The sequence below is a fragment of the uncultured Clostridium sp. genome (assembly GCF_963527835.1).
In the GTDB taxonomy this organism is placed as follows: domain Bacteria; phylum Bacillota; class Clostridia; order Clostridiales; family Clostridiaceae; genus Clostridium.
On sequence record NZ_CAURTC010000007.1, the window covers coordinates 87,446 to 100,290 of the forward strand.

10 protein-coding genes and 1 other annotated feature are annotated in these 12,845 nt (G+C 26.4%); of the genes, 7 read left to right on the forward strand and 3 right to left on the reverse strand.

The genetic code is table 11. The features are described 5' to 3' along the window. Window positions 1-261 precede the first annotated feature (261 nt). The 3 genes from RYM86_RS06040 to RYM86_RS06050 all read left to right on the forward strand — a co-directional run bounded on the left by RYM86_RS06040 (window position 262) and on the right by RYM86_RS06050 (window position 3,243). The gene (locus RYM86_RS06040; protein ID WP_315078679.1) at window positions 262-1,305 is read left to right on the forward strand and encodes a phosphodiester glycosidase family protein; all 1,044 of its coding nucleotides are present in this window, start codon (window positions 262-264) and stop codon (window positions 1,303-1,305) included. Window positions 1,306-1,323: 18 nt separating this feature from the next. Further along, a complete protein-coding gene (locus tag RYM86_RS06045) occupies window positions 1,324-2,355 on the forward strand; it encodes a dipeptidyl-peptidase IV (protein WP_315078681.1) in 1,032 nt (343 codons plus the stop codon). Between the two features lie 249 nt (window positions 2,356-2,604). After that, a complete protein-coding gene (locus RYM86_RS06050; RefSeq protein WP_315078682.1) occupies window positions 2,605-3,243 on the forward strand; it encodes a site-2 protease family protein in 639 nt (212 codons plus the stop codon). A 132-nt stretch (window positions 3,244-3,375) separates the two neighbouring features. Here the strand turns inward: RYM86_RS06050 and RYM86_RS06055 are convergent, their stop codons facing one another. After that, window positions 3,376-4,881, reverse strand: coding sequence for a Ppx/GppA phosphatase family protein (locus RYM86_RS06055; RefSeq protein WP_315078684.1), 1,506 nt, complete (start codon window positions 4,879-4,881; stop codon window positions 3,376-3,378). A 161-nt stretch (window positions 4,882-5,042) separates the two neighbouring features. Continuing rightward, window positions 5,043-5,272 (forward strand) — a binding site (T-box leader). 243 nt (window positions 5,273-5,515) lie between these two features. On the opposite strand from RYM86_RS06055, the gene argS reads away from it, so the two are divergent. Both argS and RYM86_RS06065 read left to right on the forward strand, forming a co-directional pair. Continuing rightward, a complete protein-coding gene (gene argS / locus RYM86_RS06060; RefSeq protein WP_315078686.1) occupies window positions 5,516-7,207 on the forward strand; it encodes an arginine--tRNA ligase in 1,692 nt (563 codons plus the stop codon). Window positions 7,208-7,586: 379 nt separating this feature from the next. Further along, window positions 7,587-8,699 (forward strand): AI-2E family transporter, encoded by a 1,113-nt coding sequence (locus RYM86_RS06065; RefSeq protein WP_315078688.1) that lies wholly within the window; start codon window positions 7,587-7,589, stop codon window positions 8,697-8,699. A gap of 392 nt (window positions 8,700-9,091) precedes the next feature. On the opposite strand, the gene feoB is transcribed toward RYM86_RS06065, so the two are convergent. Together feoB and RYM86_RS06080 are read right to left on the reverse strand one after the other, a co-directional pair. Then, the gene (gene feoB, locus RYM86_RS06075; protein ID WP_315078697.1) at window positions 9,092-10,855 is read right to left on the reverse strand and encodes a ferrous iron transport protein B; all 1,764 of its coding nucleotides are present in this window, start codon (window positions 10,853-10,855) and stop codon (window positions 9,092-9,094) included. 14 nt (window positions 10,856-10,869) lie between these two features. After that, window positions 10,870-11,091, reverse strand: a complete 222-nt coding sequence (locus tag RYM86_RS06080) for a ferrous iron transport protein A (protein WP_315078700.1) — start codon at window positions 11,089-11,091, stop codon at window positions 10,870-10,872. 229 nt (window positions 11,092-11,320) lie between these two features. Here RYM86_RS06080 and RYM86_RS06085 point away from each other — a divergent pair, with 229 nt between their 5' ends. Further along, window positions 11,321-12,049 carry an HAD-IB family hydrolase gene (locus RYM86_RS06085; RefSeq protein WP_315078702.1) on the forward strand — a complete coding sequence of 243 codons (729 nt, stop codon included), beginning with the start codon at window positions 11,321-11,323 and terminating at the stop codon, window positions 12,047-12,049. A gap of 14 nt (window positions 12,050-12,063) precedes the next feature. Then, entirely contained in the window at window positions 12,064-12,828 is a 765-nt protein-coding gene (locus RYM86_RS06090; RefSeq protein ID WP_315078705.1) for a ribonuclease H-like domain-containing protein, read from the forward strand. The last annotated feature ends 17 nt before the right edge of the window (window positions 12,829-12,845 follow it).

Below are 12,845 nucleotides of genomic sequence, written 5' to 3' on the forward strand. Positions count from 1 at the left end.
AAATATCCCCTTAAATTATTTAAGATTATTTTTGTAAGAATAATTATTAATTTGTAAAAAACATATAATTATTGAATAAATTATATCATAATAAGAAAAAAAATTAAAAATTATATATAATAAAGATGAATATTGAAAATAATTACTAACATAATTATTGAATTTTAAATTTTCGTATTATATAATTATAAAGATAGTCTGATTTTAATTTACATATGATTATAAGCACTTTTAGAAATGAAAAAAGAAAGGAAAAATTTCATGGATAAAAACATAAAAAAGCAGAAGAAAGCTGTAAAGGCTAGACCCAATAGTTCTAAAAAAAGAAAAAAAAGAAAAAAGGTTTCTTTTAAAGGGGTTTTAGGATTTTTAATATTTATGATTATTTTCACAGCTTGTACAGGCCCTTTTGTACTTTTATATGGACCTTTTGAAAATGCAAAAAGGACATTTGTCGGAGCTGCAATGACATCTATGAATCATCAATTTTTAGCAACATGGTTTTTATCAGATGAAAAAATAGCTGAAATTTTAGGGACCGCATCAGTTGATGAAACTTCGGAAAATACAAATGTTGATGAAGTAGAAATACCTAAAATAAAAGATTCTAATATTGAATTGCATACAATAGAAAATCCTAAATACAATGGATATCTTTTAACAATAAAAGACCCAACTAGAGTAAAAGTAGGATATACTTCTAAAATGAATGTAGAAGGAGAGACTACATCTCAAATTGCAAAGAATAATAATGCAATAGCAGCAATAAATGGAGGCGGATTTACAGATAGTTCTTCAACAGCTCAATGGACTGGGAATGGAGGCCTTCCAACAGGAGTCATAATGAGTCGAGGAAATGTAATTTTTAATGATAAAAATGAGAATGAAAAAACTGATTTATTAGGAATTACAAAAGAAGGTAAATTAATAGTAGGAAATTATTCTGTAAATGAACTTAAGAAGTTAAATATAGAAGAAGCTTTAAGCTTTACTCCAACTTTAGTTGTAAATGGTAAAATGACTCCAATGGCAGGTGATGGCGGTTGGGGAGTAGCTCCAAGAACTGTAATAGGTCAAAGATTAGATGGTGCAATTCTTCTTTTGGTTATAGACGGTAGAAGTGCAACAAGTGTAGGCGCTACATTAAAAGAAGCTCAAGAAGTAATCTATAAATGTGGAGCTGTAAATGCAATAAACTTAGATGGTGGAAAATCAACAACAATGTATTACAATGATAAGATAATAAACAATCCATCAGATAGCTTAGGAGAAAGAGCAATACCAACAGCAATTATTGTTGAGTAAAAAGGAGAGACAAAAATAATGAAAGTTATTAAGAGAATAATTTCTTGGGGAATGCTATCTCTAATATTACAATTTGCTGGTTTGTTCATTTTAGATAGTTTTGTTTTTAAACATTCTTCAGATTTTAAGATAAAAAAAGTAGAAACTGATGTAGCAGATACTAAGAATGTAAATGCAACTATTCCAAATGGTGCAGAAGATGTAAAAATATCTTATGATGGAAGATATTTAACTTATAATTACAATGATAAAGTATACATAGAAGATACATCAACAAATGAAAAAAATGAAATTAAAACTGAAGATGGCGGAGATATAATGTATTATAAGTGGCTATCTGATAGAGACAGAATAGTAATAGCTGAAAATACTAATATAGATGGCGAAGATAAGATAAAGCTTGTAACATATGATCCAACTAATAAAGTTCAAAGTGATGTAAGTGAAGTATGTAGCTATAAAAGTAATATGGAAGTAAAAAAGATAAGTGTTTCAGTTCTTACAGGAGTGTATTATGTTGACATAGACAGAGGTGGAATGAAGAATACTGTTTATAGAATAGACATAAATCATGACTTAACAAGAGTAGCTCTTGAATCTGATGTATTAGGTAATATGGAGGTTATTCCACGTTACGACAGATTGATTTATGAAGATGAAATAAACAATACTTTTTATGCAACAAGTCCTAGCAAGAAATTAACAATTAAATCAGATAAGGAATTAGCTTTACTTGGAATTGACGCTGAAGGTGTTATATATATTGGTGAAATAACAGCAGATAAAGTATCAAAGATAATATATGGTACAGTAGATGAAGATACATCTGCATGGAAAAATGTAGATTTAACTGAAGTAGTAAATCCTAAAGATATATATTTTAATAGTAAAAGTGAAATACTAATTAATGATAATCTTCAAGGAATAGTAAAAAATCTTACTACAGGAAAAGAAATGTCATATGATGGAAAACTAGTTGAAATAAAAGAAAAGTTTATAGCTACAGTTGTAGATGGAAAATTATCATACACTAGTTTAGTAGAAGAATAAGAATTTTTATATATGAAACTATCTCTAAAAATATTAAGTTTGTAACTGTATTTAAACAGATTTTTAATTTAAAGAGATAGTTTCATTATTTTATTGCTTAAGAAATCATAATAAAGCTAAATAATATAAAGTCTACATTATTTAAATATGGTTAGGTTATTTGTTGGCAATGGTTGATTTATAGCAAAATGTCTTGAAAATTAATATATGTTTAAACAGAATAAAAAATTAAAAGTAAGGAGGATGGATATGGATAAGATACTTAATATATTTTTAACAATACCTGCAATTTTAATTGCATTCACATTTCATGAATATGCACATGCAAAGGTAGCAGATGCGTTAGGTGATAATACCCCAAAGTTTGAAGGAAGATTAACATTAAATCCAATTGCTCACATTGATCCTATGGGATTTTTAATGATACTATTATTTAGATTTGGATGGACAAAACCAGTTAGAACTAATCCATCTGCATATAAGAATTATTATAAAGATGATTTAAAAGTTAGTATAGCAGGAATATGTGCAAATTTAGTTGTTGCATTAGTATTTTCAATACTATTTGGAATATTTGTTAGGTTTGCATTTAATGTTTTACCAGAATCTTATTATAGTGTTATATCTCTTATGATTAGTAACATTATAGCTATTAACATTAGTTTTGCTGTATTTAATTTATTGCCTATTCCTGGATTAGACGGATTTAAAATATTAGAGGACTTAATGCCAAAGAAATTTAATAAGATAGGTGATAAGTTATATAGATATCAAATGCTAATATTACTAGGAATAATATTTTTTGGTGGATTTATAATTAGTGTGCCAGTTAATTTCTTATATGGTAAGGCTATAAAACTAGCTTCAATTGTATTTACTATGTTTTAAAATATAATAAAAAGCATAAATTCTAACTTTATATTAAATAAAACTATAATGTTAGAATTTAAAATAGAGATAATTATTATAAAGTAAATAAAAATGAGTTCGAAAATTTTATTATATTTTCGAACTCATTTTTTATATTTGTTTTACTTCTAAATTTTTACCGTAAATATCTTTAAATCTATCTTTAAATTTAAGTACTTGTTTTATTTCTAAATCAATATTTAAATGTGAGGATAAATTAATTAAAACACTATCTTCTTTTATATCTATACTTAAGTAATCTACAGCTCTTTCAAGACTTAGATCTAAATGCTCAGCAATCATAAGTAGTATATTAATAGAATTTATAGCTTTTATATCTAATTTATTTATTATTGAAAAGAAAGGTGGTAAAGCTACTTTATCTCTTTCGTTATGGGTAGCAGCAATAGCAGCGCTCATAAACAATTCTCTATGACTAAGTCCATTAATATTGGAGTTTAATATTACATAAAAAGAATGTTTATGATGATGATAATAATCAATGCTAACTCCAGAATCATGTAATAATGTAGCAGTTTTTAATACGTTATTATATTTGTCGCCCAACTTATGAAGAGGCTTTAATTCATTAAATAGAGTGGATGTTATGTTAAATACATGCTCAGCATGTGCTCTATTTATATTTAAGTATTCAATTATACCATTTAAATTATAATCTAATATATCATCAATAGGTTCATAATGATTATTTATATATTCAAACATTACACCTTCTCTTAATCCACGACCAGATATTATAATATCATCACATCTTACTTTTTCAATTATAGTATTTAGTATACTTAATCCACCAACTATTAGATCAGATTTTTCTACAGATAAGCCATCTATTTTAGTTCTCTGCTTAAAGTCTTTACATTTTATTAAGTTATATATTTTATAAACATCATTTTCATTTAACTTGTAGTTGTGTAAAATGTCAAAAGGATATCTTTTTTTAGCTTTATCAATTTTACAAAGAGTTCTAGCGGTACTACCAACAGCTATTATAGACTCAAAATTTTCTTTTTTTAACCACTCAATGTCATCTAATATACTTGTTAAAGATAATATGGCTTTTTCTAGGTTTTCATAACATACTCTATCTTGTAAATTATATTTGAATGTATAAGTTAAAGCCCCTAATGGAATTGTAGTATTTTTCTCTATTTTTCCATCTTTAACCCAAGTTAAATGAGTACAAGATCCACAAATATCTACAATAAGAGAATTATTTACATACATACTTCTTGTTACCCCTAAGTAACTATAATATATTTCTTGCTCATCTGATAATAGATTAACAGTTATGTCAAACTGATTTTTTATTTTTTCAAGAAATTCATTACAATTGGATGCTTTTTTTAAGGTATAAGTAGCAACTGCTATGATTTCTTTTACTTCTGAAAAAGTACATAATGATTTAAATGAACGAACATTTGCTAGTGTTTCGTTTATTTTACTATCAGATAGTTTATTATCATCTAATAAATCTAAAGCAAGTTTAATATCACTACTAGATTCTCCGATAACTTTATAATATCCATTTTTCATTACATTCATTAATGTAAATTTAACTGAATTAGAACCAATGTAAATAACACCTATTTTTTTCATTTTATAACTCCTTAAAGTACTAATATTAATTTTAATTCTTAAGATTAATATTATCATTATACATCATTTGAAAAGTAATTCATATGATGAGTTATTTATTTTGTATTTTTAAGATTGACAAATTTAAGACTGATTTGTATAATAAATGAAGATTAATATGGATAAGTTTTGTGAAAAGAAGAGTACTATAATTGATTCTTAAAGCGAGTAAGGGATGGTGTAAGCCTTATAAGATAGATTGATAGGAAGAGAGTCTTGGAGAACTCACCTGAAAAGTTTTAAGTAGGGATGATCGTAATAACTTGCGTTAAAAGTTAAGTGGTATCTTTATGATTTAAGTTAAACCATAAAGATGCAAGTAGAGTGGTACCGCGGATAATTCGTCTCTTATTTTTTAGAGAGGAATTTTTTTATTTATAAAAATCTAAAAGAAACTTGCTCTGTCCAGAAAGCTTTATCACAAAGTTAGCATCCGTAATATTTATAACAGCTGTATGCTCATGGATAATAATTTCTAACCTTCAGTTGTCGGCAAACGTCCTCTGAAGATAAGCACTTTTCTTATACTAAATTATTAATACTGCTTTAAAACAGAGCGAAAAAATTAAATAATAAATTTCAGGAGGATATACTTATGGATTACAAAAATAAAATTGCACAGCTAATTAAAGAACATGTAGATTTGGATATTAATGCTATAGAAAAGCTTATTGAAATACCACCTAAATCTGAAATGGGAGATTATGCCTTCCCATGTTTTCAACTTTCTAAAGTAATGAGAAAAGCACCTAATATGATAGCTGAAACTTTAAAAGATGCTATTAACAAAGAGGGATTTGAAAGAATTGAAAATCTTGGACCATATTTAAATTTCTTTGTTGATAAAGGCGTATTTGCTGAAAATACAATCAATAAAATACTAAAAGATGGTGACAGCTATGGTGAATCTAATATAGGAGAAGGTAAAACAGTTTGTGTTGAATATTCTTCACCTAATATTGCAAAACCATTCCATGTAGGACATTTATTCACAACAGCTATTGGTAATTCTTTATACAAAATGTTTAAAAAAGAAGGATATGATGTTGTAGGTTTAAATCATTTAGGAGATTGGGGAACTCAATTTGGTAAGCTTATATCAGCTTATAATAGATGGGTTGATGAAGAAGCTTTAGAGAAAGCTCCAATTGATGAACTTCTTAGAATTTATGTTAAATTCCATGAAGAAGCAGAAAAAGATCCTAGCTTAGAAGACGAAGGAAGAATGTATTTTAAAAAGCTAGAAACAGGTGATAAGGATGCTCAAGCTTTATGGAAGAGATTTAGAGATTTAAGTTTAAAGGAATTTGAAAGAGTATATGATATACTAGGTGTTAAATTTGATTCATTAGCAGGAGAAGCATTCTATAATGATAAAATGGATGTAGTAGTTAATGAATTAAAGGATAAAAGACTACTTGTAGAAAGTAATGGCGCACAAGTTGTAATGCTAGATGATTATAATATGCCACCTTGTATAGTATTAAAAGGTGATGGAGCATCTATATATGCAACAAGAGATTTAGCTGCTGCTATGTACAGAAAGAAAACTTATGATTTCTACAAGAGTATTTATGTAGTTGGAAGCCCACAAGCATTACATTTCAAACAAGTATTTAAAGTGTTAGAACTTGCAGGACATGAATGGGCAAATGATTGTGTTCATGTTGGATTTGGATTAGTTAAATTTGCAGATAGAAAGCTTTCTACAAGAAAGGGAGAAGTTGTTTTACTTGATGATTTAATAAGAGAATCAGTTGAAAAAACTTTAGAAGTTATAAATGAAAAAAATCCAAATCTTGAAAATAAAGAAGAAGTAGCTAAGAAAATAGGTGTTGGAGCTATTATTTTCACTTACTTAAAGAATTCAAGAGAAAAAGATATAGTATTTGATTGGAAAGAAATCTTATCATTTGAAGGCGAAACAGGTCCTTATGTTCAATACTCATATGCTAGAGCTAACAGTATAATAAGTAGAGCAGAGAATATTTCTTCAAAAGTTGATTTTAGTAAATTATCTTCAAAAGAAGAATTTGAATTAGTTAAAGTTTTAGCTAACTTTAATAATCAAATTAAACTTGCTACTGACAAATTAGAACCATCAATTTTAACAAGATACGTTATAGAAGTTGCAAAATCATTTAATAAGTTCTATAATGCTCATTCAGTTTTAAATTTAGATGATGAAGTTTTAAAAGCAACTAGATTAAGTCTAGTAAGAAGCAGCTTACAAGTAATAAAGAATGGATTAGAACTATTAGGAATTGATGTAGTAGAAAAAATGTAGTAGAAAAGATATAATTTTAAAAAATAGCTAGAAACTTAAAACTAAAGTTTCTAGCTATTTTTTTTAGGTTATATTTCAAGTTTGTTGTGTTGTTGTTATAGTATAAAAGTAGTGGACACAGGAATTTACTTTAAGAACACTAAAAATAAAGGCTAGTCAAATTAATACATCTTCTAATGTTATTATATTAAAATGTAAACAATTATTTTAAATAGAGATTTATTTAAAGATCAACTTGTTTATATAAATAACTAAATGTTAATTATTATAATAAAGTGATATTATAAACTTAATTTAACAAAGAATTAATTTTTATAAAAATAATATATGATATAATATTTTGTAATACGTAAGACTATTTTAAGGAAGGAGGGTAATAATGATTATAAATAGAAATGTAAAATATAAAGATATATTGATAATGGCTATTATTGGTATTATTGTGTATAAAATAATAGATAACTATGAATCTTTCTTTAATATAGTAAAACGCTTTTTATCTATTATGTCACCATTTATATATGCTTTAATTTTTGCATATATATTAAATCCTATAATGATGATTTTCGAAAAAAGATTTAAATTTTCAAGAGGAAAGTCTATTTTAGCAACATATACAATTATAACTGGAATAATAATAATGTTTTTCTTTTTTACAATACCTAGTTTAGTCGATAGCATAGGTAGCATAATTAAAGAAGTTCCTAGCTATATGGAAACAATTCAGGAATGGATTAACACAGCACTTAAAAATCCTAAATTAAGCGAACTAATAATTGATGCAGGTTTAGTAGATAAAATTGAATTTTTATCAATTAAAATGGGAAATTTTACAATAACTATATTACAAGGTATGTTAGGATATCTATTATCATTTACAGGTAATTTAGTAAAAATAGTATTCGGATTCTTAATAGCTGTTTATGTATTAAGTGATAAAGATGGATTACTGCATGGTTTAAAAACTATAACTTATATAATTTTAAAAGAGAAGAAGGCAAGTGAGCTAATTAGGGTTTGCAATATCTATAGTAAGATGATAGGTGTATATATAGGAACAAAAGCTATAGATTCAGCAATAATAGGGCTTATATCGTTAATTGGTTTATTAATAGTTAAAGCTCCATATGCTCTTTTATTATCGATCATAGTTGCTATTACTAATATGATACCTTACTTTGGTCCATTTATAGGAGAGGTAGTTGGTGCATCAGTATGTATTTTTGTTTCACCTATGAAGGCTCTTATAGTATTTATACTTTTACTTTTAATTCAACAATTTGATGCTTGGTATCTTGATCCTAAGCTTATAGGAGCAAAAGTAGGTGTAAAACCATTTTGGATCATTATGGGGGTAATAATAGGTGGTGCATTCTGGGGACCTATAGGAATGCTATTAGCATCACCTACACTCGCAACTATTAATATTTATTATATTAGATTAGTAAAATTCTATAAGTCTAAAAATCCAAGCTTATTTAAGAACTTATAATAAATAATGTATGTTTTTTATATGTGTCTATATATAAAAATAGGTGAAGCGGCATTCATATGTTTAATTACTCAGACCAGCTTTGCTTATTATGCATATATCAATACAATTCTAAGACATAGCATAACATAAAAATAGACTATATTTAAAAGAGCGTTGATATTTTATCAACGCTCTAAAATATAGTCTACTTTTTATCTAAAATATTACCGCATGTTTTAGAACAATTTTTACAACTACTGCTGCAATTACATTTACCTTTAGAGGAATTTTTTATTGACTTAATAATTATAAAAAGTGAAAATAAAACAATTAGTATTGTACAAATTATTTCTATCATAAATCACATCACCTTTATGTAATGATTAGTTGAAAATATAAGTTTTATAAACTTATATAATTAAATTTCCTATATTAAATACTAAGAATGAAACTATCCAAGCAAGAACTAGTTGATAAAATACAGAAAATAAAGTGAACTTAACTCCGAATTCTTTCTTCATAGTTCCAATTACTGAAATACAAGGAGTATATAGTAATATAAATACCAAGAAAGAATAGGCAGATAATGTTGTAAAATGTGCACCTAAAATAAGATCTAAATTACCACCAAAAATTACTTGCATAGAAGCTATAACTGATTCTTTAGCAAGTAGACCTGAAAGTAAAGAAACAGCAGATTGCCAATTTCCAAACCCTAAAGGTGAAAATATAGGAGCAATGATATTACCTATAGATGCTAAAATACTTTCATTTACTTCACTTACCATACCAGTGAAATTAAAGTTCGATAAAAACCATATTACTACACTCATAGCAAATATTATTGTTCCTGCTTTTTTTAAGAAGTCTTTTCCTTTGTCACCTGTTTGTTTTAAAACTGATGAAGGTTTTGGCATTTTATATTCAGGAATTTCAATTATAAATGGTTCCTCATCTTTTTTAAAATATGTATTTTTAAATAATATACCTAGTAAAAATGCTAGCAATACACCTAAAAAATATAATGATGCAACAACTAAACCTCTATGGTCTGTAAAAAATACAGAAGCAAACACTACATAAACTGGTAAACGTGCATTACATGACATTAAAGGAACAAGTAAAGAAGTAAGTTTTCTATCTTTTTCACTCTCTAAAGTTCTTGCAGTCATTATTGCAGGCACAGTACAACCAAAACCAATTAACATAGGTATAAATGCCTTACCTGACAATCCCATTTTTCTCATTAATTTATCCATTAAAAATGCTACTCTAGACATATAACCACTATCTTCTAATAGGGTAATACATATAAACAATACTAAGATTATAGGTAATAATACTAGTATTCCACCAACACCTGCTATTATTCCATCAATTATTAAAGATTGGAACCAAGGAGCAGTGCTTGATAATGAATTGCTTACAAAGGGAACAAATGCATCATTTAAAAATGTATCCAATAAATCTGATAATGGCTGTCCAACCCAAGCAAAGGTAATTTGAAATATTAAAGCAATTATCATTAAAAATATTGGATAAGCAAAATATGGATTAAGTAGAACTTTATCTATTTTTTCAGACATAGTTGTTTCATTACTATGTTCTGATTTTATGCATTGATTTAAAGTATCTTCAATAAATAAGTAAGCTTCTTCTTCAGAAGAAAAATTAAATTTATCATTATCCATGGAGTTCTTGAAATTAGCTTCTTGTAATTTAGATGAAACTTTATCAATCCCAATATTTTTACCAGCAGATATAGGAATTATCTTAATATCAAATAATTTTGATAATTTTTCATAATCTATAAAGATACCTTTAGATTCTGCGATGTCAATCATATTTACTGCTAATATGATTGGTTTATTAAATTCTTTTAATTGAGTTGTTAAGTATAAATTTCTATTTAAATTAGAAGCATCTACTATGTTTAGTATTAAATCAACTTGTCCATTTTGCAAAAATTCTTTTGCTACTTTTTCTTCATTAGAAAAAGTATCCATTGCATAAATTCCAGGCAAGTCCACAATTTTTATGTCGTTTATGTATCCTTCTTTTTTTTCAACAGTTACTCCAGGCCAATTACCTACATACTGATTTGATCCAGTTAAGGCATTAAATAAAGTAGTTTTTCCTACATTAGGGTTTCCAAGCAAAGCTATAGTTGTCATAATTTAAAACCTCCCTATACTGATAAGAATATATTTTTAGCATCATTTTTTCTAATAGCTAAATCAAATCCTCTAAAGTGTATAACTATTGGATCTCCTAAAGGAGCTCTTCTTTTAAATTCAATTTCAGTACCTTTAATACATCCTAAGGCTGATAATCTTTTTTTTAATTTTAAATTACCTTCAATGAAATCTATTATTCCTTTTTCACCAGGTTTTAAATCGCAAATACACATGAATATCACCTCTAATTGAAAATTATTATCGTTCAGAATATAATGATAGCATCTTTTTTGCAGTTTAGTCAATAGTTGAAGGATAAAAACATAATATATAGTATAATGGAAAAAATATAAATAATTAAAGATAAATAAGAAAAATAGAATACAATCTTTAACTAATTAAAAAAATACAGTATAATAAAATATAAAAAATATACTATACTATGAAATATGAGGTGATATAATGTCAAAAATAGGAGCATTTTTTGATTTGGATGGAACATTATACAGAGAAGGTTTAATTACAGAAGTATTTAAAAAAATGGTTAAATATGAGATTATAGCGCCTGAGAGATGGTATAATGAAGTAAAGCCTCATTTTTTAAGATGGGATAAGAGACAAGGCGATTATGACAATTATCTTTTAAAGATGGTGGATGTTTATCTAGAAGCTATTCAAGGACTAGAAAAACATCAAGTAGAGCATATAGCTCAAAAAGTAGTTGAACAAAAAGGGGATAGGGTTTACACTTTTACAAGAGATAGAATAAAGTGGCATAAAGATCAAGGTCATATTATAATTATAATATCAGGTTCACCTTCAGAACTTGTTAGAGAAATGGCTAAGAAATATGGTTTTAATGATTATAAAGGTACAATTTATATGGTAGACGATAACGATATGTATACAAGTGAAGTTATACCTATGTGGGATAGTGATAGTAAATCTAAAGCTATAAACGAACTTGTAGAGAAATATAATATAGACCTTAATGAAAGTTATGCTTATGGAGATACTTCTGGAGATTACACTATGTTTAAGCATGTAGCACATCCATTTTGCATTAATCCAACAAAAGAACTTTTACAAAAAGTTATGAGTGACAATGAAGTTACAAATAAAGTTAATGTTATAGTAGAAAGAAAGGATGTAATATATAACTTAAATATTGAAGATATACAATTTGTATAGGAAAGAGTGGTACTGTGATTATTCGTGAGAACAACGTAAAGGTAGAAGAATTTAGTGATGAATTTATGATAAAACCTGAAAAGAGGGAGTATTTACCTAGTGAACTTATATTTTTTGATCTTGAACACTATGTATATAAGAAACCAAAGTGTATTGGAGTTTTTGGAGCCTGTGAATTTAATGAAAGACTAAATGAAATTTTGGTAACACAATATATGATAGAAGATAGAGATGAGGTAGCTGATATATTATATTTGGCAAGAAACTATTTTATTAAGATGAAAAAACTAGGTAAAAAAGCAATTGTGACATTTTCAGGGAATAATGATTTTACTGTTATAAATTATCTTTTCAAACAATATGGAATAGAATATGATTTTAACAAGGAATTTGATTCAATAGATATACAAAAAGAATATGAAAAAAATAAAACCACATCTATAGGACTTAAAAATTTAGAAAAGTTATTTGACATTATAAGAGAAGGAGAAGTAATTAGTGGATCGAATTTAGCTAAAACTTTTCATAAAGTATTAAAAGACAAAAGTTACTTCAAAAGAATGCCAGAAGAAAAAATAGAAAAAATACTTCTTTATAATGAACAAGATGTGGTTAATCTATATCATATTTATGTTAAGTGGAAGAAATATATATATGATGACAATGAAATTGAAGAGATAGATGATAGTATAGAAGAATTAGAAGATGAAATAGATGATGAAATAGAAGATGAAATAAATAATTTTAATTATGAAAATAAATCAATAATAAATCACTAAGTTCAACTAAAAATAAA

Bases quoted from the DNA above. Each gene is read 5' to 3' on its own strand.
- RYM86_RS06040 (WP_315078679.1), top strand. From the start codon at position 262: ATGGATAAAAACATAAAAAAGCAGAAGAAAGCTGTAAAGGCTAGACCC.
- RYM86_RS06045 (WP_315078681.1), top strand. From the start codon at position 1,324: ATGAAAGTTATTAAGAGAATAATTTCTTGGGGAATGCTATCTCTAATA.
- RYM86_RS06050 (WP_315078682.1), top strand. From the start codon at position 2,605: ATGGATAAGATACTTAATATATTTTTAACAATACCTGCAATTTTAATT.
- RYM86_RS06055 (WP_315078684.1), bottom strand. From the start codon at position 4,881: ATGAAAAAAATAGGTGTTATTTACATTGGTTCTAATTCAGTTAAATTT.
- argS (WP_315078686.1), top strand. From the start codon at position 5,516: ATGGATTACAAAAATAAAATTGCACAGCTAATTAAAGAACATGTAGAT.
- RYM86_RS06065 (WP_315078688.1), top strand. From the start codon at position 7,587: ATGATTATAAATAGAAATGTAAAATATAAAGATATATTGATAATGGCT.
- feoB (WP_315078697.1), bottom strand. From the start codon at position 10,855: ATGACAACTATAGCTTTGCTTGGAAACCCTAATGTAGGAAAAACTACT.
- RYM86_RS06080 (WP_315078700.1), bottom strand. From the start codon at position 11,091: ATGTGTATTTGCGATTTAAAACCTGGTGAAAAAGGAATAATAGATTTC.
- RYM86_RS06085 (WP_315078702.1), top strand. From the start codon at position 11,321: ATGTCAAAAATAGGAGCATTTTTTGATTTGGATGGAACATTATACAGA.